The sequence below is a fragment of the Rhizobium sp. CB3060 genome, from assembly GCF_025200735.1.
GTDB lineage: Bacteria > Pseudomonadota > Alphaproteobacteria > Rhizobiales > Rhizobiaceae > Rhizobium.
Window position 1 is genome coordinate 1,659,822 of sequence record NZ_CP104159.1, and the last position, 24,675, is coordinate 1,684,496.

23 protein-coding genes are annotated in these 24,675 nt (G+C 59.7%); 17 read left to right on the plus strand and 6 right to left on the minus strand.

Features of this window, described 5'->3' with window-relative positions; all coding sequences use genetic code 11:
• Genes thiC through N2601_RS27020 form a run of 5 tightly spaced genes read left to right on the plus strand, consistent with a single transcriptional unit; the run spans position 1 to position 4,399 of the window.
• Complete coding sequence (thiC, locus tag N2601_RS27000) at positions 1 to 1,827, plus strand: phosphomethylpyrimidine synthase ThiC (RefSeq protein ID WP_104827963.1); 1,827 nt, start codon at positions 1 to 3, stop codon at positions 1,825 to 1,827.
• Position 1,828: 1 nt separating this feature from the next.
• Positions 1,829 to 2,809, plus strand: coding sequence for a glycine oxidase ThiO (gene thiO, locus N2601_RS27005; protein WP_104827453.1), 981 nt, complete (start codon positions 1,829 to 1,831; stop codon positions 2,807 to 2,809).
• Entirely contained in the window at positions 2,800 to 2,997 is a 198-nt protein-coding gene (thiS, locus tag N2601_RS27010; RefSeq protein ID WP_104827454.1) for a sulfur carrier protein ThiS, read from the plus strand. The genes thiO and thiS overlap by 10 nt, the downstream gene beginning before the upstream one ends.
• A gap of 2 nt (positions 2,998 to 2,999) precedes the next feature.
• Entirely contained in the window at positions 3,000 to 3,773 is a 774-nt protein-coding gene (locus tag N2601_RS27015) for a thiazole synthase (RefSeq protein ID WP_104827455.1), read from the plus strand.
• Positions 3,770 to 4,399 (plus strand): thiamine phosphate synthase, encoded by a 630-nt coding sequence (locus N2601_RS27020; RefSeq protein ID WP_104827456.1) that lies wholly within the window; start codon positions 3,770 to 3,772, stop codon positions 4,397 to 4,399. Before N2601_RS27015 ends, N2601_RS27020 begins: the two co-directional genes overlap by 4 nt.
• A 95-nt stretch (positions 4,400 to 4,494) precedes the next feature.
• Here N2601_RS27020 and N2601_RS27025 read toward each other — a convergent pair whose 3' ends face one another.
• Entirely contained in the window at positions 4,495 to 5,487 is a 993-nt protein-coding gene (locus tag N2601_RS27025; protein ID WP_104827457.1) for an alpha/beta hydrolase family protein, read from the minus strand.
• Positions 5,488 to 5,629: 142 nt separating this feature from the next.
• A complete protein-coding gene (locus tag N2601_RS27030; protein WP_104827458.1) occupies positions 5,630 to 6,301 on the minus strand; it encodes an ATP-dependent Clp protease proteolytic subunit in 672 nt (223 codons plus the stop codon).
• Positions 6,302 to 6,538: 237 nt separating this feature from the next.
• Between N2601_RS27030 and N2601_RS27035 the strand changes: the two genes are divergently transcribed.
• The 3 genes from N2601_RS27035 to N2601_RS27045 all read left to right on the plus strand — a co-directional run bounded on the left by N2601_RS27035 (position 6,539) and on the right by N2601_RS27045 (position 11,058).
• Positions 6,539 to 8,800 carry a bifunctional diguanylate cyclase/phosphodiesterase gene (locus tag N2601_RS27035; RefSeq protein ID WP_104827459.1) on the plus strand — a complete coding sequence of 754 codons (2,262 nt, stop codon included), beginning with the start codon at positions 6,539 to 6,541 and terminating at the stop codon, positions 8,798 to 8,800.
• A 224-nt stretch (positions 8,801 to 9,024) separates the two neighbouring features.
• Entirely contained in the window at positions 9,025 to 9,927 is a 903-nt protein-coding gene (locus N2601_RS27040; RefSeq protein WP_104827460.1) for an alpha/beta hydrolase, read from the plus strand.
• A 195-nt stretch (positions 9,928 to 10,122) separates the two neighbouring features.
• Complete coding sequence (locus N2601_RS27045) at positions 10,123 to 11,058, plus strand: sensor domain-containing diguanylate cyclase (protein ID WP_260304389.1); 936 nt, start codon at positions 10,123 to 10,125, stop codon at positions 11,056 to 11,058.
• Positions 11,059 to 11,087: 29 nt separating this feature from the next.
• Here the strand turns inward: N2601_RS27045 and N2601_RS27050 are convergent, their stop codons facing one another.
• Both N2601_RS27050 and N2601_RS27055 read right to left on the minus strand, forming a co-directional pair.
• Positions 11,088 to 12,083, minus strand: a complete 996-nt coding sequence (locus N2601_RS27050) for an aldo/keto reductase (RefSeq protein WP_104827462.1) — start codon at positions 12,081 to 12,083, stop codon at positions 11,088 to 11,090.
• A gap of 156 nt (positions 12,084 to 12,239) precedes the next feature.
• Positions 12,240 to 13,238 carry a LysR family transcriptional regulator gene (locus N2601_RS27055; RefSeq protein WP_260304390.1) on the minus strand — a complete coding sequence of 333 codons (999 nt, stop codon included), beginning with the start codon at positions 13,236 to 13,238 and terminating at the stop codon, positions 12,240 to 12,242.
• A gap of 78 nt (positions 13,239 to 13,316) precedes the next feature.
• On the opposite strand from N2601_RS27055, the gene N2601_RS27060 reads away from it, so the two are divergent.
• The 9 genes from N2601_RS27060 to N2601_RS27100 all read left to right on the plus strand — a co-directional run bounded on the left by N2601_RS27060 (position 13,317) and on the right by N2601_RS27100 (position 22,710).
• On the plus strand, positions 13,317 to 14,063 hold the full coding sequence (locus N2601_RS27060; protein ID WP_104827464.1) for an RraA family protein: 747 nt from the start codon (positions 13,317 to 13,319) through the stop codon (positions 14,061 to 14,063).
• Between the two features lie 5 nt (positions 14,064 to 14,068).
• On the plus strand, positions 14,069 to 15,073 hold the full coding sequence (locus N2601_RS27065) for a D-2-hydroxyacid dehydrogenase family protein (protein ID WP_245464116.1): 1,005 nt from the start codon (positions 14,069 to 14,071) through the stop codon (positions 15,071 to 15,073).
• Positions 15,070 to 15,858 carry an SDR family oxidoreductase gene (locus N2601_RS27070; RefSeq protein WP_104827465.1) on the plus strand — a complete coding sequence of 263 codons (789 nt, stop codon included), beginning with the start codon at positions 15,070 to 15,072 and terminating at the stop codon, positions 15,856 to 15,858. The genes N2601_RS27065 and N2601_RS27070 overlap by 4 nt, the downstream gene beginning before the upstream one ends.
• A 39-nt stretch (positions 15,859 to 15,897) precedes the next feature.
• Positions 15,898 to 17,205: an MFS transporter gene (locus N2601_RS27075; RefSeq protein ID WP_104827466.1), complete on the plus strand. Its 1,308-nt coding sequence runs from the start codon at positions 15,898 to 15,900 to the stop codon at positions 17,203 to 17,205.
• Positions 17,206 to 17,403: 198 nt separating this feature from the next.
• Positions 17,404 to 17,898: a cupin domain-containing protein gene (locus N2601_RS27080; protein WP_104827467.1), complete on the plus strand. Its 495-nt coding sequence runs from the start codon at positions 17,404 to 17,406 to the stop codon at positions 17,896 to 17,898.
• Positions 17,899 to 17,974: 76 nt separating this feature from the next.
• Entirely contained in the window at positions 17,975 to 18,421 is a 447-nt protein-coding gene (locus N2601_RS27085) for a RidA family protein (protein ID WP_245464117.1), read from the plus strand.
• Between the two features lie 36 nt (positions 18,422 to 18,457).
• Positions 18,458 to 20,032, plus strand: coding sequence for a Re/Si-specific NAD(P)(+) transhydrogenase subunit alpha (locus tag N2601_RS27090; protein ID WP_104827469.1), 1,575 nt, complete (start codon positions 18,458 to 18,460; stop codon positions 20,030 to 20,032).
• Between the two features lie 18 nt (positions 20,033 to 20,050).
• On the plus strand, positions 20,051 to 21,496 hold the full coding sequence (locus tag N2601_RS27095) for an NAD(P)(+) transhydrogenase (Re/Si-specific) subunit beta (RefSeq protein ID WP_104827470.1): 1,446 nt from the start codon (positions 20,051 to 20,053) through the stop codon (positions 21,494 to 21,496).
• A 248-nt stretch (positions 21,497 to 21,744) separates the two neighbouring features.
• The gene (locus N2601_RS27100; RefSeq protein WP_104827471.1) at positions 21,745 to 22,710 is read left to right on the plus strand and encodes an MBL fold metallo-hydrolase; all 966 of its coding nucleotides are present in this window, start codon (positions 21,745 to 21,747) and stop codon (positions 22,708 to 22,710) included.
• 67 nt (positions 22,711 to 22,777) lie between these two features.
• Here the strand turns inward: N2601_RS27100 and otnC are convergent, their stop codons facing one another.
• Together otnC and otnK are read right to left on the minus strand one after the other, a co-directional pair.
• Positions 22,778 to 23,416: a 3-oxo-tetronate 4-phosphate decarboxylase gene (gene otnC / locus N2601_RS27105; protein WP_104827472.1), complete on the minus strand. Its 639-nt coding sequence runs from the start codon at positions 23,414 to 23,416 to the stop codon at positions 22,778 to 22,780.
• Positions 23,413 to 24,675 (minus strand): 3-oxo-tetronate kinase, encoded by a 1,263-nt coding sequence (gene otnK / locus N2601_RS27110; protein ID WP_260304391.1) that lies wholly within the window; start codon positions 24,673 to 24,675, stop codon positions 23,413 to 23,415. Before otnK ends, otnC begins: the two co-directional genes overlap by 4 nt.

Genomic DNA, 24,675 nt, shown 5'->3' on the forward strand with positions numbered 1-24,675 from the left:
ATGACCATTGCCGCAAAGAATCTTACCCCGACCGTCACGACCGGCCCGATGCCGGCATCGCGGAAGATCCATATTTCTGGAGATATCCATAGCGATATCCGCGTACCGATGCGCGAGATCAGCGTCCATCCGACCGCAGGCGAGCCGCCTGTCGTCGTCTATGATTCCTCCGGTCCCTACACGATAGAGGGCGCCGAGATCCGCATCGAGCAGGGCCTGCCCCAACTGCGCCGTGACTGGGTGCTCGCCCGCGGCGATGTCGAATCCTATGTGGGCCGCCATGTCCGCCCCGAGGACAACGGCTTTGTCAGCGGCGAACGGCTCACACCGGAATTCCCAGGGCGACGCCGGCCGCTACGTGCCACGGACGGTAAAGCCGTCACCCAGCTCGCTTATGCACGGGCCGGCATCATTACGCCGGAGATGGAGTTCATCGCCATTCGCGAAAACCTCGGCCGCAAGGCCAACGCCGAAGCACTGATTCGCGACGGCGAGAGCTTCGGCGCTCATATTCCGGATCATGTCACGCCGGAATTCGTCCGCCAGGAAGTTGCCGCCGGCCGGGCGATTATCCCGGCCAACATCAATCACCCCGAAAGCGAACCGATGATCATCGGCCGGAATTTTCTGGTGAAGATCAACGCCAATATCGGCAACTCCGCCGTCACGTCATCGATGGCGGAGGAAGTCGAGAAGATGGTCTGGGCTGCCCGATGGGGCGCCGATACCGTCATGGACCTTTCGACCGGCCGCAACATCCACAATATCCGAGAATGGATCATCCGCAATTCGCCGCTGCCGATCGGCACGGTGCCGCTGTATCAGGCGCTGGAAAAGGTCGGCGGCATCGCCGAAGACCTCACCTGGGAAATCTATCGCGATACGCTGATCGAGCAGGCCGAACAGGGCGTCGACTATTTCACCATCCATGCCGGCGTACGGCTGCATTACATCCCGCTCACCGTCAATCGCGTGACCGGCATCGTCTCGCGCGGCGGCTCGATCATGGCCAAGTGGTGTCTTCACCATCATCGCGAGAGCTTCCTCTACGAACATTTCGAGGAAATCTGCGATATCTGCCGCGCCTATGACGTCTCCTTCTCGCTCGGCGACGGCCTGCGCCCCGGCTCGATCGCCGATGCCAACGACGCGGCGCAATTTGCCGAACTCGAAACGCTCGGTGAGCTAACGAAGATCGCCTGGGCGAAGGATTGCCAGGTGATGATCGAGGGCCCCGGCCACGTGCCGATGCACAAGATCAAGGAAAACATGGACAAGCAGCTCGCCGTTTGTGGCGAGGCGCCTTTCTATACGCTCGGGCCGCTGACGACCGATATCGCGCCGGGCTATGACCACATCACCTCGGGCATCGGCGCTGCCATGATCGGCTGGTTCGGCACGGCGATGCTCTGCTACGTCACGCCGAAGGAACATCTTGGCCTGCCCGATCGCAATGACGTCAAAACAGGTGTCATCACCTACAAGATCGCCGCCCATGCTGCCGATCTTGCCAAGGGGCACCCGGCCGCGCAGGTGCGCGACGATGCATTGTCGCGCGCCCGCTTCGAGTTCCGTTGGGAAGACCAGTTCAACCTGTCGCTCGATCCCGACACCGCCCGCAGCTTCCATGACGAAACCTTGCCAAAGGAAGCCCACAAGGTTGCGCATTTCTGCTCGATGTGCGGCCCGAAATTCTGCTCCATGCGGATTTCGCACGACATCCGCGCCGAAGCGCAGAAGGAAGGGCTGGACGCGATGGCGGCGAAATACCGTGAGGGCGGCGATCTCTATATGCCGATCGACACCCCAACCCATAAGGCAGACTGACATGCGTGTCCTTGTGAAGGGGGCCGGCGTCGCCGGCCTCACGGTCGCACGCGAATTGCAAGCCCGTGGTGCGGAAGTGATCGTCTTCGACCCGCACCCAAACTTCGCTCGCGCTGCTTCCTGGCTCGCCGGCGGCATGCTCGCGCCTTGGTGCGAGCGCGAAAGCGCCGCTGAGACTGTGCTTAAACGCGGCCTCGATGCCGCCGATCGGTGGGAAGCGATCCTGCCGGGCAAGGTCGTCCGCAACGGAACGCTGGTCGTCGCATCGACGCGCGATCATGGTGAACTGAAGCGATTTGCCAGCCGCACGACCTGCTATCAATGGGTGGGAGAGGACGACATTGCTGCACTCGAACCCACTCTCGCCACTCGCTTCAGACATGGCCTGTTCTTCCAGCGTGAGGCTCATCTGGATCCTCGTCTCGCGCTGCGCGAGTTGAAAGAGCTGTTGTCGGCAGAGGGCGTCGTCTTTACCGACGAAGATGTGAGCGAAGACGATTTCTCCGATATCGTTGATTGCACAGGTGCTGCCCGCATCGGGCAAAGTCGCGATCTGCGCGGCGTGCGTGGCGAAATGCTCTATCTGCATACTGAGGAGGTCACGCTCGCCCGGCCCGTTCGCCTGCTACATCCGCGCTTTCCCGTCTATATCGTCCCCCGCGGCGAGGGCCTGTTTATGGTCGGCGCGACGATGATCGAGACCGAATTCGACGGCCCGATCACTGCGCGCTCGATGATGGAACTGCTGAATGCAGCCTATGCGCTGCATCCAGCCTTTGCGGATGCCACTATCGTCGAAACCGGCGCCGGCATCCGCCCTGCCCTCCCCGACAATTTTCCGCGAGTAATGCGGGAAGGCAAGGTCACCTTCCTCAACGGTCTTTATCGCCACGGCTTTCTGCTGGCGCCAACAATGGCGGCGGAAGCCGCCGATCTCGTCTTTTCCGAACGGACGACGCAAAGGAGTTTCCAATGCACCTGATCATTAATGGCGAAGCACAGACGATCGCCGCCACGACGCTTTCGCAGCTTTTGGCCGCCCTCGACTACGAAGGCGAATGGCTGGCAACCGCCGTCAACGGCGAACTCGTTCATCGCGAGGATCGCGACGGACATATTCTGGCCGACAACGACAGGATCGAGATCCTGACACCCATGCAAGGAGGCTGACCATGCTCGATCTCTACGGAAGCCAAATCGGGTCGCGACTTCTTCTCGGCACCGCGCGCTATCCCTCGCCAGCAGTCCTCGCCGAAGCGGTCAAGCGATCAGGGACCGAGATCGTCACCGTATCGTTGCGCCGCGAAGCGGTCGGCGGTCGCAACGGTGGCGCATTCTTCGACATGATCCGCGCGCTCGGCGTTCGCGTTCTTCCCAACACGGCCGGCTGCCATGGCGTATCGGAGGCGGTGCTGACCGCCAAGATGGCCCGCGAAGTGTTTCGAACCAACTGGATCAAGCTGGAGGTGATCGGCAACCACGATACGCTGCAGCCGGATGTCTTCGCACTCGTCGAGGCGGCGCGCATTCTGATCGGTGAGGGTTTCGAGGTCTTTCCCTATACGACGGACGATCTGGTCGTCGCCGAACGTCTGCTCGAAGCCGGATGCCGGGTGCTGATGCCCTGGTGCGCGCCGATCGGTTCTGCGGCAGGACCGCTCAATCTTTCCGCACTTCGATCTCTGCGGGCACATTTTCCCGACGTGCCGTTGATCGTGGACGCCGGTATCGGCCGACCTTCGCATGCTGCTGTTGTCATGGAGCTCGGCTTCGATGCCGTACTGCTGAACACCGCGGTTGCCGGCGCCGGCGACCCTGCCGCAATGGCGGAAGCCTTCGCCAAGGCGATCGACGCCGGCAGGCAGGCCTTCGGCGCCGGTATGCTGGAGCCGCGCGACATGGCAGTGCCTTCGACACCCGTAATCGGAAAGGCGGTTTTCGCATGAAGCTCGATCCATTCTACCTGATCGTTGACAGTGCCGCATGGATCGAAAGGCTGGTGCCACTGGGTGTCAAACTGGTGCAACTGCGCATCAAGGATCGCACTCTGGCCGAGATACGGGCAGACATCCGCCAGGCAAAGGCGGTCTGCGCTGCCCACGCATGCCAGTTGATCATCAATGACTACTGGCAACTTGCCATCGAGGAAGGCTGCGATTTCATCCATCTCGGCCAGGAGGATCTGGCGGTGGCCGATCTTGGCGCCATCCGCGAGGCAGGCTTGAAACTGGGACTTTCGACGCATGACGAGGCGGAGCTGGCGATCGCGCTGGCGGCGCGTCCGGACTATATCGCGCTCGGTCCGATCTACCCCACCATTCTCAAGGCCATGGCCTGGGCGCCGCAGGGTCTCGACCGCATCGGCGAATGGAAGGCGCGCATCGGCAGCATACCGCTGGTGGCGATCGGCGGGCTGACCGTGGAACGCATTGCCGGCGTCTTCGAGAACGGGGCGGACAGTGCTGCGGTGGTCACGGATATCACCTTGAACAAAGCACCCGAAACGAGAACCATGCAGTGGCTGGGGATGACCGACATCTACCGCTCCAATGTCAGCGCGGACCCGATTTAGATACGAAGGGGCGTCTTTGCTGCAGCGGACGCCCCACTTCTGGCCAGAACTGCTTCAAGAGCATCAACGACCAATTCGGCCGTCAGATCGGCCGGTTAGTGCTCCAAGTGCTTCCGGAAGAACGCCAACACCGCGGAATTGAACTCCTTGTGAAAGGCCACCCGGTCGAACCCGGGTCTGTCGCCGCATATGTCCGGACGTTTCTTAGCCAAATCCGGCGTGCAGGGCGTAAGGAAGGCAAAATGACCGGCACCTTGTACGATATGGTAGTCGGGCTTGGCCGGCAGATCGCGATCGATAGCCGAAACAAAGTCAAACGACACTTCACCGCCAGTCCTGTCTTCTCCGCTGTGTTCCGACGCCCAAAGTTGAATCGGAGTTTTCACGTTCTCTAAGCCGTCTGGGCCGAACAATGGACCGAAAGCCGGATCGGCAATGACAAGGGCCTTCACGCGAGGGTCATGCGCGAATGATTGTGCCGGCATCTCGTTTTTCTGCATTTGTGCGCAACTGGGCTTCGGAAAATTCTCCGGGCAGAGCGCAAGAGCCTTTCGAAGATCGGGAGTGCCGCCTGCAACAACCAAGCCTGTATAGCCACCTCTCGAGAAGCCAAAGAACCCTATATTTTCGGGGTCGAGTTTCGAATGATCGGGCCATGCGGTGAGCATGTAGTCGATCAATCGCGTGATGTCGGCCGGACGCTCCGTGAACGGGGCAAGAGTATCGGCACGGCTCAAATCGCCGCCGGCTCCGGCGTCGACCGGATGGTTGAGCGCAACGACAACGAACCCACCATCTGCGAGCATCTCGGCTGTGTCATGGTGGCTGACGAAGGATCCTCCATAGCCATGCGAGATCACGATCAATGGCAGTTTTTCGCCGGACACGGCACAGTTCTCCGTGGCCGGCAGCGTCGTCATGCGAAATTTCACCTCGCCCGCCTCTTCGGCGCAAGGAGACCAGACGGCTGCTTGTAGCATTGGAAGGCCGGGCTCAGCCGGCACGCTGATGAAGCGAAGACCGGCAGCCTGGGCGAACGTTGCCATCAAGCAGAACGTGGCCAGGAGCGTGGACTTGAAAAGGCGCATGCATTGCTCCGATCAAGAGATTTGAACTTGCCGTAGACGGTTTCCAGGATGCTGAGAATTCGCCTCTGTTTATGCGGAGCATTGTCTCGCTCAGGTAGCTCCCATACGAACGCCACCCGGCCAAAGAGGCATTTCACCAAGACTACTTGCCGCCGGAGGATTGAACAAAAAACAGCCCATCATGCGGTTGTATGCTCACCTCGCCGATCCGTGTTGCCAGGCCCATATTTAATGCCTCAGGTGCCCTTACAAATCGAAGTTTCGGGCTCAGGAGGTCGGCATATTGCTTGTCGCTGATTGAAAGCCGCCCCTCGAATATTTCCTTCATTCGATCATCATCGATTGCAAGGGCGTTATATCCCTCATTGATTTGATCGGCGGTCAGTTTTTCGCTGCTGAAGGTTTCTTGGCCGGAGTGAAATGCAAAAAGAGATTCTTTATTTGCAATTCTTTCTTTCCCAGCCAGGAATAAAAGAACTGCCGCCGATTCAACATTGGCAATTGCATAGGTATTAATTTGAACGTCCATGGAAGACAGCATGTGGTATAGGGCGATGCCCGAGGCGATATTTCCACCCATGGAATTTATCATCAGGTATATTGTGCCATAACCCTTTGATCTGAGATTTATGATCCCGCTCGTAAGATCGAGCGTAGACTTTTCATCAATCGGCTGCGAGAAATACAAATAGGCGGAGGAACCGCTATTCACATTTTCCTTCTCTTGAGCAAAGACGACGCTGGATTTGAAGGTACCGATCGCTAAGGCAGATAGACCTAAGCAGACATTCCGGCGATTCAACATTACCGACATATCAGACAGCCCTCGAATGGATTAATCACTTCGGTAAGATACGCGGCACTTGCGAGCCTCGGCAACTTCAAGCGAACGATCTTACTTCAAAGTCACGTGATCTCATGCGCTGCAGGATGCCGTCATCACTGGCAAAAGACCTCGTGTGGAGGATAAAATTCTTTGCCTCAGCCGGTTTAGTGTTGCTTTAAAGAAACTGTGTCAGGGTACAGGCGTGTCCTCTATACCGGCAACCTGATGAAGTTTCGAAGAAATCCAAAGATACTGCGCGGCTTCGCGAGCTCTGTAATAGGCCATACTGGCGCATTTGCTCCGGCAATATTTGCGGCAACTATTGCAGTCATCGTCGTCTGTGTTGCAACGAACTGGCGGCGGGAACGATCGCTGGCCGATGAACGCTCCATTGTTGCCGGCGAGATTGCCACCATTTCATCCCGGCTTCAGACGAACCTCAATAGCAATGTGAAGCTGCTGCAAGGCCTGGCGGCTGGTGTCGCAGTCAATCCAACGATGGACCAAACCGCCTTTTCCAAACTTGCTGCCGAAATCTTGCAGCCCGATTCACAATTGCGAAGCTTCGCCGCGGCGCCTGGCATGGTGGTGAAGTGGGTTTATCCGGAAAAAGGAAACGAAAAGGCCATCGGACTCGACTACCGAAAGAATGAAAAGCAACGCGATGGCGCGATGCTGGCGCGCAACACCCACAATATCGTTCTGACCGGGCCTGTTGAGCTCGTCCAGGGCGGGACTGCTTTCATAGTCAGGTGCCCAGTTTATATCAATGACGGAACAAGCCAGATCTTTTGGGGTCTTCTTTCTGGAATCGTAGATATTCCGAGGCTTTACCAAGATAGCGGCCTTGAATCGACCGACCTTGAGATTGCCATCAGCACCGTACCGGAGCCGAACTCGCCCAAACAAGTTTTTCTCGGTAGCCTGGACACTTTTTCGAAGCAACCGGTCGTGACATTCGTTGATATGACGTATGGCCGATGGACCCTCGCCGCGGTGCCCAAGCACGGATGGGGTCAAAATAGCGGGATTGCCACTTTTGAGCTCTATGCGAGCCTGTTGGCATTCTGTGTCGTTGCGCCGATCATCTGGGTCGGCTTTCTGACCAAATCACGCCAAAAAACCATTGAAAAGCTTCGCCTTCACAAGAAAAAGCTCGTTCGAGCACGGCAAAGGCTGGAATACCTGTCGTTGCATGACGCCCTCACAGGGCTTCCTAACAGGCGATTTATCGACCAGATGATCTCGCAACCGACGAGACCCGGTCCGGAAGATTGTCTGATCCTCATTCATATCGACCTGGATCGATTTAAGGAGATCAACGACACGAAAGGTCATGCCGGAGGTGACACGGTGCTGCAGGCAACGGCTTCGCGCCTTGCCAATTTGGCCGGCCCGAACGACGTCGCGGCTCGGATCGGCGGAGATGAGTTCATCTTCGCTAGCTGGAGCACCGATGCCGAGCCTAAGGCAAACGCATTGGCGCAACAGATTGTCGATACGCTCGAGCAGCCCCTCTCCATTGATGGGGCGGAGTGTGTGGTCGGTGCAAGCGTTGGCGTCGCCTGGGAGACTGAACCTGCGGTGCGCCGGCGGGACCTCAGTCAATTGCTTCTCAATGCCGATTTGGCTCTGTACGAGGCGAAGAAGACCGGCCGCGGCCGGGCCGCCATTTTCACCGAAGAGCTTCGTAGCGCCACAATCCATTCGAAAGAACTGGCGAACGAATTCAATCATGCGCTCGATCGCGATGAACTGGTCGCATTCTTCCAACCGCAGTTTAACGCAGACACATTGGATATCGTCGGCGTCGAGACACTCGCCCGCTGGGATCACCCGCGAAAAGGTCTACTCACCCCGGACAAATTTCTTGACGTCGCGGAAAGGCTGGGGCGCAGCGGCGACATGGACAGGCTGATCCTGCAAAAGGCCCTGTTCGAGCTTACAAGATGGGACAGCCTTGGGATGTACATCCCGCGTGTCTCAGTCAATATTTCAGCGCGTCGACTGGCGCAACCAAATCTGCTTGCCGAGCTTTCCGCACTTCCCTTGGCGAGAGGTCGCCTGTGTTTCGAGCTGCTTGAGACAATCTCCTTCGATGATCTTCAACCTGTTCTCAATGAGATCATTCCCGCTGTCAAAGAGCTTGGGATCGAAATCGAGATCGACGATTTCGGCACCGGACATGCCAGCATCGTCAGCCTGCTTAGATTTGAACCACGAAGGCTTAAGATCGATCGGGAAATTATCAAGCCGATTGTTACGTCTCCATCCCAACGCCGTCTGGTCTCCTCAATTATCGAAATCGGCCGATCGCAAAACATCGACATCGTTGCCGAAGGCGTGGAGACCATGGAGCATGCGAAGATCCTGAAAGATCTTGGTTGCCATCTGCTGCAAGGTTACGCGCTAGCACGACCAATGACCTCGCAGCAGTTGATCGAATTTTGCCGTACGAAGAGTAAAGGACTTACAGAGGCGGGATAATAACGTCGCGACAACACAATCGGCGATTACTGCCCGCGACGTTCTTGCAACGGCGCAAACGCGAATCTATTCTGTGACTGGGACCAACCAAGCTTAGACGGCATTCTCGAAGAACGTCCCAAAGGGACAGAACGGCCCGACGAAATAGCGTCCGGCTGCCGCAATCATATCTGCATCGACTGAAATCCAGCAATGATCCGATCCGGGCCCATACGGAGATCAAGATGACGGACCACCGCGAAATCGATGCTATTCGAGCCCTATTAAATTCCAGGCCCCGCCCCGTCGGATGGGCGGAGCGCCGGCATAGAATCGAGGAAGTCGGTGCCGCCTGGCCGATTGCCGACGATATCGAACTGGAAGAGGTCGAACTGAACGGCTTCTCCGCGGAATGGTCATTGGCGCCGGGCAGCAATGCCGCTCATGTGCTCATGTTCTTCCACGGGGGCGGCTATTGCTCGGGCTCGATCGTCAGCCATCGCCGTTTGGTGACCGAAGCTGGGCGCGCCGCGGGCGCGCGGACGCTCGCCGTCGGCTATCGCCTTGCGCCGGAAAATACGTTTCCCGCGGCTCTCGACGATGCCATCGCCGCCTGGCGCTTTCTGCGCGGACAGGGCATAAATGCCGAACATATCGCCGTTGGCGGCGATAGCGCCGGCGGCGGCCTGACCGTCTCGCTGATCAATACACTGCGCGCTGCCGGTGAAGCCTTGCCGGCATGTGGCTGGCTGACTTCGCCTTGGACTGATCTGACCATGTCCGGCACGACGCTTGCCACGAAGGATGCGATCGATCCGCTCATTCACAAAGACTATTTGCTTGAGCTCGCCGAGGCCTACGTGCCCCCGCATGTGGATCGCAAGGATCCTCGCGTTTCCCCGCTCTATGCCGATCTGAAGGGAATGCCGCCGCTCCTAATCCAGGTCGGATCGGATGAAACCCTGCTCGCCGATGCCACAAGATTTGCAGCGGCTGCCGGCGAAGCCGACGTCGAGGTCACACTCGAGATCTGGCCGCGCATGATCCACGCATGGCCGCTATGGAACGCACAGCTCGAAGCAGGACGGCAGGCAATCATACATGCCGGAAACTTCATCCGGCGATGCATCAGCGGAGAGCCAAGATAGCGGGCCGCGGATGCCGCCGATGCTTCATCACGCCTGGCGCCGGTCGTGATGGTCATTGTAACAATGAGCGTTCTGACCCCCGTCGATGTTACTTAAGCTTGACCTGATCATCGTTCGGCGACAAATAGACCGTTGAGGCGCTTCCAACCGTCCGGCTTCATGAGAACACGCACGAGGATTGTCAAAGTCGATCCCATGGATAATGACATCAGCCGACTGTTTGAACTATTCGAGAGCGCCCCTGTTCTCGTAGCTGCCTATGATGAATTTGACCGATTGCGCTACGCGAACAAGGCGTTTCGGATGACCTTTTTCATCGAGCCCGATGAGACCCCTTTCTGGCCAGATCTGATGCGGCGGAATTTCCATGCGAAACGGGGCACTGTCATCCACGCTGCAGACTTTGAAGAATGGTTGATTTCCACCCAATCCCGCCGCGGGAAGATCGGCTACCGAGCTTTTGAAACCGATCTCGTCGACGGTCGTTGGCTTTGGATGACGGAGATGGTTCAAAAAGATGGGTGGATGCTGTGTGTCGCCAGCGATGTGACGGGTTTGAAGGCAAAGACACGCACGGTCCGGCAGGACCGGGATCTGGCAATAAAGGCCTCCTATACCGATGAACTGACCGGTATTGCCAATCGCCGCTTCATCACCGCCCGTGTCGAAGACATGTTGCTGCCACGAAAGGACGCCGAGCCATCGTCCGGCTGCCTCTGCGTCCTCGATATCGACCGCTTCAAAAGCATCAACGACCAATTCGGCCATCAGATTGGCGACTTGGTGCTCAGAGACTTCGCAAAGCGGGTTCATAGCCTCGTTCGGCGCACCGATTGCTTCGGACGCATCGGCGGGGAGGAATTCGTGCTCACGCTTCCAGCCACTCCCATCGGCCAGGCACATTTGATCGTCGAACGGATGCTCGTTTCCGTTCGCAAAGCCAGACCGCTGCCGGAGCATCCAGAATTTCAATACACATTTTCGGCAGGCATAGCGTGCGCGCAGCCGGGTGACACAGCCCTCAGCCTATATGCCCGCGCGGACCGGGCACTTTATATGGCAAAGCTCGGCGGCCGTGATCGAATTCACGCAGATGGTTCAGCGGACGATCGATCCGCGAGCGCGAGATGAAAGCAGGACCTTGTCGCGGCATGACCAGGCTAGAGGCCAGCCAGCGCTTTATCGATTTTCGCCATTACATCTGGCTGCAGCGGTCCCTTCGCGAGGGCACCGGCATTTTCCTCGACCTGGGCCACCGTGCGGAAGCCGGGAATTGGCAGCGTGCGCGACGAGCGCGCCCATAGCCATGCAAGCGCACCCTGCGTCAGCGTGCGACCGTCTTCGGTCAGCAGATCGCGGACCGCTTCCAGACGGGCGGCAAATTCAGGAGCGATCTTGCCCTCCTTGAAGTAGATCATCCAGCCGAGGCTTGCGCCACGCACATCCTTCTCGCCGACCGTTTTGTCAGGCGTGAACTTGCCGCTGAGCAACCCCATGGCGAGCGGACCGCGATTGATGGAAATCAGGCCATTGCGCTCGATGATATCGATCATCGCCGAAGCCGGCTCGAAGACATTCATCGTATGCTGGATCGACACGAATCCCGCGCGATGCAGATGACGTGCGGCACGATCCGGATGGTCCGTGCTCCAGCCGAAAGCGTCGATCTTGCCTTCGTCCTTTAGCCTTTCCAGCGTTTCAAATACCTCGTCCGACGCTTCGAGCGGAAAATCGTTGAGATGGAACTGCAACAGGTCCAAACGATCGCGGCGCAGCCGGCGCAAGGACGTCTCGGCGGACTGCCGGATGAAGGCCGGGTCGGCGAAAGCGCCGATCGCTTGTTTGGTCTTCTCGTCCGTCGCGGAGCCGAATTTGGTGGCGATGACGATGTCGCCTCGATTGCCAATCGCCCGACCTAACACCTCTTCGGAATGCCCAGCCCCATAATTCGAGGCGGTATCGAAGAAGCGAATGCCGAGATCCACCGCCCGCTCGATAGCACGGATCGATTCATCGTCATCGACATCGCCCCAGCCAAGTGGAACGTCGCCGGCATAAAACGGCCCGCCGATCGCCCAGCATCCCATGCCGAGGCGCGGAATCTCGCGGCCATTCCAGAGAACCATTGTGGTAGCATTGTCGGGTTCAGTCAGCATGTCATCCTCCGCGATCGTTTGCCGTTGCGGGGAGAGATAGGGGCAGCTGCCCGAGTGGCAAACAGCCAAATCTGCAGGGTATTTTTCACGGATGAAAAACGGTCGTTGGCGGCTACCCGATGGGAAAACTCCGCATTGAATGTATGACCACAGCACTCAGCCGGCATTATCCGCTCCGACGTTTCCGCAAATACCGGCAACAAGCGAGCGGAACCATTGGTGAGCGGGATGGGTGTGAACGCGTTCATGCCACACGAGCTTATAGACCAGCTTCTCGGCCTCGAAAGGAAGATGACGAACGACCAATCCATGCTGGGAGACGAGCGATCGGCCATGTCCGTTGATGAATCCGCTGGGCACACAGGTCATCAGGTCGCTTCCCGCGACAATGCGCAGCGCATCGACAAAATGGTTGACGACGACGGCGATTGTCCTTGTGCGACCATGCAGGCTCAACCAGCCATCGATCACGCCCAAATCCATCCCCGATGGCGTCACCAGCACATGCGAAGCTGCGACGAACTGATCAAGGTCCATCTCTCCCTCTAATGCATGTCCTCGCCGCATCACGCACATGTAGTGATCTGTCCGAAGCCCCTGAACATGGATGTCTCGTGGGAGCGACGGAAACATACCGACGGCGCAGTCAAGCGTGCCACGCTCTATCCCCTCAAGAGAGCTCGCATTGGTATGGAAAGAAAATGCCAAGCGGGCATAGGGTGACATCGCGCGCAGCTTCAGCGCAATGCCGCAGACCGCTTCCTCGGCAAGGCTATCCGTAACGGCAATTCGGAAGCTGGTCGGGTCCGAGCGCGGGTCGAATTGCTCCGGTGCGATTGAGGCTCTGATGACCGCGAGCGAACGGTGAAGCTCGGGCCAAATGGCGAGCATCCGTGAGGTTGGCTGAACGCCGTCCGCAACTTTTAGGAAAAGTTGGTCGTGCGTCAATTTTCGGGCGCGCCGAAGCGCGTTGCTGACTGCTGGCTGGCTCATCGACAGACTGGCTGCGGCTCGCGTCACGTTCCGCTCCAGCATAATCGCTTCAATGACCACCAGCAGGTTGAGATCAAGCCGCATGTTATTCACCACGATGATAATCGTGCCCTCTAAATCTAAATTGGACGATTCAAACCTTTTGGGCAACTGTATCGACAAGAGCCAGAACGATGATGTCCTGCATCGGAGATAAGGCTGCGACAGACAACTGCGCAATATACTGCGAGGATTTATCTCATGAATGATGCTCCTGCCGGAGACCTGTTGCCGAAGCTGACCGGTAAGATCAGCCCCGATCGTATTCGTCTGATGCGGGCGCCACGTCCGCCGCATGGCCTCATCGAGAAGTTCAAACGCATCCCCGATGCGACGAGCGTGGTCGCCGACGTCATGGACGAGCTGGGCATCACCGGCGCTATCGGAGCATCGGTTCTCAAGCCGACCCTGCCGAACGCAAGCATCGTCGGGCCGGCCCTGACCGTGCGCAATATCATGCAACGCGACCATGTCTACGAAACTGCCCGCAACCATGTGAACCGCATGGCGGAGTTCGAGGCTCACAATCTGGCGCTGCCTGGTGACGTCGTCGTCATCGATGGTGTTGCCGGCATATCCAACATGGGCGGCATTTCGGCGCAGACCGGCAAACGGCAGGGCGAAGCCGGCGCCATCGTCTTCGGTGGCATCCGTGACGTCGGCCATTCCCGTCGTGTGGAATATCCACTCTGGGCCACCGAGATCACCCCGGTTACGGGCAAATGGCGCATCGAGACGGTGGAAATCAATGGCGATATCCAGATCGCCGGCATTCGCGTCGCGCCCGGCGATATCGTCGTCGCCGATGAGACCGGCGTCTGCTTCATCCCGATTGCGCGCGCGGCCGAGGTGCTGGAGCGGGCGCTGGCGAAGGCTGCCTTCGAGCACGAAAAATGCGGTGCAATCGATGCAGGGACCGCAGTTGCCGACTTGCCGAGCAAAGAGTGACTATAATGGCTAATCTCACCCCCAGACTGCGTGTGGCTATCCTCGACGACTATCAGGATGTCGTTCGTACGCTCGACTGCTTCAGCAAACTTCAAGGCCATGAGGTGACGATTTGGAACGATGCGGTAGCCGACGTGAACATGTTGGCAGAGCGACTTGCCAATGCCGACGTACTCGTGCTGCTGCGCGAGCGGACCAAGGTGGACGAAGTGCTGGTCAGCCGACTGCCGAACCTCAGGCTGATCAGCCAGAATGGCCATGTGCCGCACATCGATCTCGCCGCATGCACGCGGCACGGCGTTCTGGTCTCCTCGGCTCTGACGCAACGGCCTTCATATCCAACGGTGGAGTTCACCTGGGGCCTGATCCTCTCGGCGATGCGCAACATTCCGCTTGAAAGCGCCGCGCTTCGGGAAGGGTCATGGCAGACGACCGTCGGACTCGGACTGCGAGGCCGCACACTCGGAATCTATGGCTTTGGCCGGCTTGGCGCGATGGTGGCGCGGATCGGCGTCGCCTTCGGCATGGAGTTGCTGATCTGGGGGCGCCAGGGGTCTCTGGACCGGGCGCGGCAAGAGGGCCTTCCAGTTGCCGCGAGCAAGCAGGCCCTGTTCGAGCAATCGGACGTGCTCAGCCTGCACCTGCGCCTGAATGCCGAGACTGCCGGCTTGATCGACGCCGACGACCTTGCCCTGATGAAGCCGACGGCCCTGCTGGTGAACACGAGCCGAGCGGAGCTGATCAAGCCTGGGGCGCTGGTCGCAGCCTTGCGCAACGGCCGCCCCGGCAAAGCGGCAGTCGACGTGTTTGAGCACGAACCTTTGACCGACCCGAGCGACCCCTTGCTGATGCTGCCAAACGCCTTGTGCACGCCACATCTCGGCTATGTCGAGCGCGACAACTACGAATATGCCTATGGCAATGCCTTTGACCAGATCGTCGCCTTTGCCCAGGGCGCGCCGATCAACATCCACAATCCGGATGTGCTGAAACAGGAGAATGCGCAATGAACCTTGAGCTGGACGGCAAAGTCGTTTTGATCACGGGCGGCAGCAAAGGCATCGGTCTTGCCTGCGCCCGGGCCTTCGCCAGGGAAGGCGCCCGCGTGGCTATCGTATCGCGCGGCGCCGATAATCTGGCCGCCGCCCGGGCAGCACTTGCGGCCGACGGCATCGACGTCACACCCTTCGCCGCGGACCTGTCGGATGGCACCGCAGCCGAGCGTGCAGTCATTGCGGTTGAGGAGCAGGTCGGACCGATTGCTGTGCTGGTCAATTCCGCCGGTGGCGCCGTGCGCGTACCCCCGAGCGAACTAACGCCGGACAAGTGGCGCATCGCGATGGACGCGAAGTTCTTCACCTACATGAACGTCATGGACTATGTCTTGCCGCGCATGGTGTCGCGGCGCGCGGGTGCGATCGTCAACATTATCGGCACTGGCGGCAAGATCGCCTCGCCGATCCATATTCCTGGCGGCGCTGCGAACGCGGCGCTGATGCTGGCCTCGGCCGGTCTGGCTGCAGCTTGGGGACACGCGGGCATACGCGTCAACGTCATCAATCCCGGGGCCACGATGACCGATCGGGTGCAAATGTCGCTGGACGCGGAATCGCGCGCCACCGGAAAGCCGCCGGAGGAGCTGCTGCGTCAAAACCAGCAGCGCATACCGCTTGGGCGCTATGCCACCCCAGAGGAGGTGGCCGATGCCGCGCTTTATCTCGCCAGCGTTCGAGCATCCTACGTGACCGGCGCGTCGTTGACGATGGACGGAGGCCTGACGCCGCTCGTTGTGTGACCGGCTGAGTGCGAAAAATCAACATTGGGAGGAGACCAAATGTTTGGCTGGTATCGCGAGCTAACAAATAGAGAGCGAAATACGTTCTGGGGATGCTTTGCGGGGTGGGCAGTGGACGCGATGGATGCGCAACTGTTCAGCTTTGTGCTTCCGGTGCTGATCGCAGCATGGGGATTGACGACGGCGCAAGCGGGCTATCTCGCCACAGCGACACTCCTCTCGGCCGCCGTGGGTGGCTGGGCATGCGGTTATCTGGCAGACCGCTTCGGCCGCGTCCGCGTCATGCAGTTCACCATTTTATGGTTCTCGGTGTTCACTCTCATCGCCGGCTTCACGCAGAACTTCGAACAGCTCATCGTCGTGCGGGTGCTGCAAGGGCTGGGCTTCGGCGGTGAGTGGGCCGCTGGTGCCGTGCTGATGGGCGAGATCATCCGGCCTATCCACCGCGGCAAGGCGGTGGGCAGCGTTCAAAGTGGTTTTGGCGTCGGCTGGAGTGCCGCGGCCATATTGGCCAGCATCGTTCTGGCCTACGTACCGGCGGAATATGCATGGCGGACCCTGCTGATGATTGGCGTGCTGCCCGGACTTCTGGTTCTGCATCTGCGCCGAACGATCGAGGAGCCGGAACTCTATCAGCAGACCCGAGCTGCGATAAAGGCCACCGGCCGCGACCCGAGCCTCAGCGCGATCTTCCACCCTGGCATGCTGCAGGTGACGATCCTTGCTTCACTGCTGGCTTTCGGCGTCGTCGGCGTGGGCGGAGCAATTGTCAACTGGCTGCCGACGTTCATGAAGACGGTCCGTCACCTCTCGCCAAGCGCCTCAGGCTACTACGTATTTCTGGTTACCGGCGGTTCGTTCTTCGGTTTCCTGGCAAGCGCATACCTGTCCGACGTGCTCGGACGGCGACGGACATTCCAGTTGTTTCTGGTCTGCTCATGGGTGGTGACCATTGCCTATATGTTCCTGCCGCTATCGGGCTGGGGACTCATTCTGATGGGTGTGCCATTCGGCTTCTTCACGATCGGCAACTACGCAGCGCTGGGTCCCTTCTTTACCGAACTCTTCCCGACAGCGATACGTGGCAGCGGCCAAAGCTTCGCCTATAACTTCGGCAAGGCGGCCGGTGCTATCGCAGTCTCCTGCATCGGCATTCTGGCGCAGTGGATCACCTTGGCAGAGGCCATCGGGCTGATTGCGTTGCTCGGCTACAGCATCGCGATCGTGGCAACGCTGCTGCTTCCTGAAACGAAAGGCATCAATCTTATGCCAGGCCTCGGTCCAACGGCGGATGAGGACGACCAGTCCGCCGCAACGAGGGAACAAACCGCTGCGGGTAGCCCCTGACCCCACAGGGACCGTTGGAACCCGACGGCACGCGATATGCGATCCACAGAGATGACATAGGACCTCGGGCCCGCGCCCCGAGAGACGAAATGACCAACCACCGGTTTGCCGAGCGCATGCGCTTGGGACAAATCGCAACCCTCCACGACGCAACCTGGATGCTTCCGTGGAGCTTCTTTCTGGACCAAGGAGAGACCAATGAAATCAACTTTCCCGTACCTGGTTCTTGCCATGACTTTGGCGACACAAGGGAGCATCGCCCAAGCGCAAGCCGCAGGCGGACCAATGCAAATCATGGTTGCGACACCCCAGCAACTTTCGATCACTCAGAGCGCCTCGAAGACGGTCGGCGTGTCCCAGGTTTCGGGTCAGAGCGCTGAAATGCTTTATGGCGATCCGACGAAAGCAGGACTTTACACGGTTCTGCTGCGCCTCGAACCACACAAGCGCATCATGCCGCTATCGCATCCCGATTCCCGCTTCGTGACCGTCTTGTCGGGCACCTTCTACGTTGGGTTTGGCAATACCTACGATGAAACCAAGCTCAATGCGCTTCCGGCGGGAGGCATCTACACCGAACCCGCCAATGCCAACCATTTCGGGGAAACGCGAGACGAGCCAGCCCTCGTCGCGATTACCGGATATGGGCCGAGCGGCACAAACTATGCGAACCCCGCGGATGCGCCAAAGTAACTAAATGCACTGCCAGAAACCATGCGCTTTCAGCGGCGCCCGATGGAGCGCTGAAGTGAGATGACAGGAGAAACACATGTCTCAATCGCCAATGACCAATCCGACCGATGTGGTGCAGGCAAGCTCCGCCACAAGCCGCCGCAAGAGCGTCACCGTCGAACGCTTAGCCCACAAGTTCCCGGTCCCCAACGCGTGTCGAATCGGGAACCTGGTCGTCTCGGGTGCGATCCACGGCGTAGATCCCGAAACGCAAGTCATGCCGGAGGACCTCACATCCCAGTGCGCCCATGTGTTCGCAAATATGAAGACGATCGTCGAGGCCGCCGGCGGCAGCACCGATGACATCATCAAGATGACGGTCTATCTGCGCGACCGCAACAATCGAGAGCCGCTCAATGAGGAATGGGTGCGCATGTTCCCGGACCCCGAAACCCGACCGGCTCGACACTCGCAGCCCTTGTTGGTGGAAGGACCTTCGCTGGTTCAATGCGATTTCATGGCAGTGATTGGACGAGCAGGCTGACGGCGGCGCGGCGCGATCGTCGGGGGATAAGATACGATGAAGATCGGAGCAGTTAAGGAAAGAGCCGCAGGAGAAGCGCGCGTTGCGATGACGCCAGAGGCCGCTCTTCAGCTCCAGAAACTGGGTTACGAGTGCGTGATCGAAACCGGTGCTGGAAAAGCGGCCGGATTTTCGGACGAGGCCTATCGTGGCGTGGGTGTCACGGTGGTCGACAGCGCGGCTTTGCTCTACGAGACATCCGACGTCATTGCCAAGGTCCGGCCCCCTGAAGCCGCAGAGGTTGATCGGCTGGAGCCTGGCAAGACGCTGATCTCCTTCTTCTACCCGGCGCAGAACAAGGAGCTTCTCGATCAGGCCAGCTCCAGCGGAGCGAATGTCATCGCCATGGACATGGTGCCGCGCATCAGCCGAGCCCAGAAGATGGATGCCCTGTCGTCGATGGCCAATATTGCCGGCTATCGCGCGGTGATCGAGGCCGGCAATAATTTTGGCCGCTTCTTCACCGGTCAGGTGACGGCCGCCGGCAAGGTGCCGCCGGCCAAGGTCTTGGTGATCGGCGCGGGTGTCGCAGGGCTTGCGGCGATCGGCACGGCAACCTCGCTCGGCGCCATCACCTATGCCTTCGACGTGCGCCCTGAGGTGGCCGAGCAGATCGAATCCATGGGGGCGGAATTCGTCTTCCTCGACTTCGGCGAAGAACAGCAGGATGGCGCCGCGACCGGCGGTTATGCCGCGCCGTCCTCGCCGGAGTTCCGCGAGAAGCAGCTTGCCAAGTTCCGGGAACTGGCGCCTCAGATCGACATCGTCATCACCACCGCCCTGATCCCCGGCCGCGATGCGCCGAAGCTGTGGCTTGCCGATATGGTGGCAGCGATGAAGCCGGGCTCGGTCGTGATCGACTTGGCCGCCGAACGTGGCGGCAATTGCGACCTGACGGTCCCCGACGAGCGCATCGTCTCCGACAATGGCGTGATCGTCATCGGCTATACGGATTTCCCGAGCCGCATGGCGGCGCAGGCCTCGACGCTTTATGCCACCAATATCCGCCACATGCTGACGGATCTGACGCCGGGCAAAGACGGGGTGATCGTCCACAACATGGACGATGACGTCATCCGCGGTGCGACCGTCACCAAGGATGGCGCAATCACCTATCCGCCGCCACCGCCGAAGGTGCAGGCGATCGCCGCCGCCAAGCCGAAGGAAAAGGTGAAGGAGCCGACGCCGGAGGAAAAGCGGGCCCGGGAACTGGCCGCCTTCAAGGCGCAGACCAGGAACCAAGGCATCCTGCTCGTCATCGGCACCGCACTTCTGCTGCTGGTCGGCGCCTATGCGCCGTCGAGCTTCATGAGCCATTTTGTCGTCTTCGTGCTCGCCTGTTTCGTCGGCTTCCAGGTGATCTGGAACGTCAGCCATTCGCTGCACACGCCGCTGATGGCGGTGACCAACGCCGTCTCCGGCATCGTCATCCTCGGCGCGCTGTTGCAGATCGGCTCGGGCAACGGGCTGGTGGTGACGCTGGCGGCGCTGTCAGTGCTGATCGCCACCATCAACATCGTCGGCGGCTTCCTCGTCACCCGGCGCATGCTCGCCATGTTCCAGAAGTCTTAAGCGGCAGGGATCTTCACAATGACCATCGGTATTGTATCGGCCGCCTATGTTGCGGCAGCGGTTCTCTTCATCCTCTCGCTCGGCGGCCTGTCCGGCCAGGAAAGCGCCAAGCGCGCCGTCTGGTACGGCATTGTCGGCATGGCCCTTGCCGTAGTTGCCACGATCTTCGGCCCCATGATCGACAAGACCGTCGGCAATTGGTTCATCATCGCGCTGATGATCGCAGGCGGCGCGGTGCTCGGCCATTATGTGGCGAGCCGGGTGCAGATGACGGAAATGCCGCAGCTCGTTGCGGCGCTGCATTCCTTCGTCGGCCTTGCCGCGGTGTTCATCGGCTTCAATGCCCATCTCGAAGCGGCCCATGTCGCTTCTCTCGACGATGCTTCCCGCGCAGCGCTCACCGGATTTGCCGGCATATTGGCCCACAAGGACATGGTGGAACTGTCGATCATGAAGGTCGAGGTCTTCCTTGGCATCTTCATCGGCGCCGTCACCTTCACCGGCTCGGTCGTCGCCTTCGGCAAGCTTGCCGGCAAATTGGACGGCAAGGCCAGGAAGCTGCCGGGCGGGCACGTTCTCAACGCGAGCGCCGCGATCCTGTCGCTGATCCTGCTGTTGATGTACTTCAATGGCGCCGGGGTCTGGACGCTCGTCCTGATGACGGCACTTGCCTTCTTCATCGGCTATCACCTGATCATGGGCATTGGCGGCGCCGACATGCCGGTCGTCGTCTCGATGCTGAACAGCTATTCCGGCTGGGCGGCCGCGGCGATCGGCTTCACGCTCGGCAACGATCTCCTGATCGTCACCGGCGCCCTAGTCGGCTCCTCGGGTGCGATCCTCTCCTACATCATGTGCAAGGCGATGAACCGCTCCTTCGTCTCGGTGATCCTCGGCGGCTTCGGCGCGAGCACCGGCGCGCAGATGGAGATCATCGGCGAGCAGATCGCCATTAGTGCCGAGGGCGTCGCGGCCGCCTTGGACGAGGCCGACAGCATCGTGATCGTGCCGGGCTACGGCATGGCGGTGGCCCAGGCGCAGCAGTCGGTCTCGGAACTGACCCGCAAGCTGCGTGCTGCCGGCAAGACCGTCCGCTTCGCCATCCATCCGGTGGCCGGCCGTCTGCCCGGCCACATGAACGTGCTGCTTGCCGAAGCGAAGGTTCCCTATGACATCGTGCTGGAAATGGACGAGATCAACGACGACTTCCCCAATACCGACGTCGTCATCGTCATCGGCTCGAACGACATCGTCAACCCGGCGGCGCAGGAAGATCCGAACTCGCCGATATCCGGCATGCCGGTGCTCGAAGTCTGGAAGGCCAAGCAGGTCTTCGTCTCCAAGCGCGGTCAGGGCACCGGTTATTCCGGCATCGAGAACCCGCTGTTCTTCAAGGAGAACACCCGCATGTTCTACGGCGATGCCAAGAAGTCGGTCAGCGAGCTCTTGCCGATGATCGGCTAGGCAGGATACGCGCGCAGCCCTGCGACGAGCGTAGTTGTTGCGGGCCAGATCAAACCCGGCTTCGTCGACCCCGACTATCATTCATCCCAATGATGATGGTCCCGTCAAACTCTGAATTGGACCGAAATAAAAGCGCCGTGCAAACCTTCATCCGGTGCAGCGCCGCGCGGGAGCAATGAAGGTTTGACTTCGTCGTGCACCCGCATCCCGCCGCCCGATCCGCAATCGACAGCCCAAGGAAGCCAGCGATGACTGAGAACAGACAGATCAATCTTACCCGCCGTTCCCTTCTTATCGCGTCATGCATGTGCATTGGGTGCGCCGTGCCCGGCCCCCTGTTTGCTGCCGCACCGATAGCCACGAGCGAAGCACCCGGCTTCTATCGCTTGATGGTTGGTGACTACGAGGTAATGGCGCTGTCCGACGGCAAGCTCCCTCTTGCAGCGATGAAATTGCTGCAAGGGAACTCGGCGCGGATAGCCGAAGCCTTGAAAAGCGACTTTCTCGGCGAGCAGGTCGAGACCTCCCACAATTCCTTTCTTGTGAATACCGGCGATAAACTGGTTTTGGTCGATGCAGGCGCGGGCACTCTATTGGGTCCGCATACCGGCAAATTGCTCGGCAATCTACGCTCTGCTGGCTATCGGCCAGAACAGGTGGATGAGGTCTATCTCACCCACATGCATACAGATCACATCGGCGGGCTGATGTCGGGTGAGGAACGCGCTTTCCCGAATGCGATTATCCGCGCCGATAAGCGCGACGCAGATTACTGGCTGAGCGAAGAAGAAATGCGCGCCGCTCCCGCCGAGGCGAAGCGCTTCTTCCAGGCCACCATGGCTTCGCTGTCCCCTTATATGAAAGCTGGCAAGCTGAAGACTTTCGAGGGCAGTACCGACCTGATTCCGGGGATTCGAGCGCAACCGGCCTATGGGCATACCCCCGGACACACGATGTTCGAGATAGAAAGTAAGGGGGAGAAGCTGCTCCTGTGGGGCGATATCGTCCATGTCGCCACAGTTCAGTTCGCCGATCCGACCGTCACGATCGGATATGATGTCGACCGGACCCAGGCCGAACAGGAGCACTGGCGCGTCTTCGACGACGCAGCGCGGAGCCGGTGCATGATCGGGGGCGCGCACCTCCCCTTTCCTGGGCTTGGCCATGTTCGCGATAACGGCGACAAGACTTACGCCTATGTGCCGTTGAGTTAGCGATCGGCATAAGCCAGCCAGGAGACGATCCGCTAAGCCTCTGCCGATCCCGAGTTCTCGCCGAGCATCAGCACTTGGCGGGGAAGCGCCGTTGCAGTTCGGTCGTCTCGTCACAACTCAACGGTCTGGTTTTCTCGCCGCGTAGCAGCAGGAACAGTTTGGCGGTTTCCTCAAGTTCCTCGGCGGAATAGACCGCCTCGGAAAGATCGACGCCGGCAACAACCGGGCCGTGGTTGGCGAGCAGCACTGCATGGCTATCGGAAATCCGCTCCGCAACCGCCTTGGCCAGGGCCTCGTCGCCGGGCGGATAATACGGGACGAGAGGCAGACGTCCGACGCGCATGACGTAATAGGCCGTAAGCGGCGGAAGCACATCGTCATGGTCAATCCCGCAGAGACAGCTAACCGCGACAGAATGGGTCGAATGCAGATGGACGACAGCTCTCGCACGTGGCCGCTTGTCGTACATGACGCGATGGAGAAACGCTTCCTTGGTGGGTGCGTCGCCCGAAACGTGCCGCCCCGCCTCATCCAACTTGGCGATGCGCGATGGATCAATCGTTCCCATGGACGATCCGGTTGGGGTCATCAGCCATCCATCGTCAATGCGGACGCTGATGTTTCCGGTCGATCCAGCGGTCAGGCCGCGATCGAAAAGCGATTTTGCATAACCGGCGATCTGGTCGCGAATTTTTGTTTCGCTCATGCGATAATATCCAAGGCGCGTTCAAAAAAATCCGGGCCGCCGAAATTGCCGCTTTTGAGCGCCACCTGCAAGGGCCGATCGGAAAGCGTCGTCGTCCATGGCACTCCGGGGGCGATCTCGACACCGATGGAAAGTCCTTGTATTTTGAGCGCCGAAATCACCGCTCCGGAAGTTTCTCCCCCTGCCACCAGCAACCGGCTGACGCCATCCGCCACCAGCCCTTCCGCGATGGCGGCCAGTGTATGCTCCATCATGGCGCCGGCCTGCTCGCGCCCGTATTTCGCCTGGTTTTCCTCAACCTCATCGGGATCGGCAGATCCGTAGATCACGACCGGCCGGTCGACAGGCTGGCTTTTCGCCCAGGAAATGGCCTCCTCCACGACGGGATGCTTTTCGGCTATGGCGTCCAGGTCGATCCTGCGGCTCGGCCAAAGTGCCCTAGCCCTGGCAAGCTGCTGGCGCGTGGCGGCGGAGCAACTGCCGGCGAGGATTGCCGCTCGTGGCGGCGTCGAGGATCCATAGGCGCGTTCGACCGGCTTGCGCGGCGAAATGCCGAAATTGGCTGGCAGGCCCATGGCGAGCGCCGAGCCGCCGGTTACGAGCTTGTGACCGCGCACGGCGCGTCCGATGGACCGGAGATGCTCGTCATGGATCGCGTCCGTAACGGCGTAGCGTTGTCCGGTCTCTGTGAGACCGGCAAAAGCTTCCGCAATCGCGGCATCGCCCGCAGAGACGACCTCATGAGGAACGAGACCAACATCGTGGGCCGACTGTTCCGCCATCAGCGAGACGAGGTCGGAACGGAGCATCGGCGTCAACGGATGGTCCTTCATCGGCGAATCCTGCAATAGCTGGCGGCCGACGAAAAGATGCCCGTTGAACACCGTCCGCCCGTTCTTCGGGAAGGCAGGACAGACTACCGCGATCTTCGCATCAAGCGCGTCGCTCAAGGCATCCGCGACGGGACCGATATTGCCCTGGGCGGTAGAGTCGAATGTCGAGCAGTATTTAAAGAAAATCTGCTCGGCGCCGTGTGTCCGCAGCCACTGAAGGGCACCGAGCGATTGCGCGACAGCTTCCGAGACGGGAGCGGTCCGGGATTTTAGCGCAACGACGACAGCATCGGCGTCGTGAACGTCGAATGCCGGCGCGGGAACGCCGATCGACATCACCGTCCGCATTCCCTCGCGTACGAGAATGCTGGCGATATCGGTTGCCCCGGTGAAGTCGTCGGCTATGACGCCAAGAAGAATACCCAT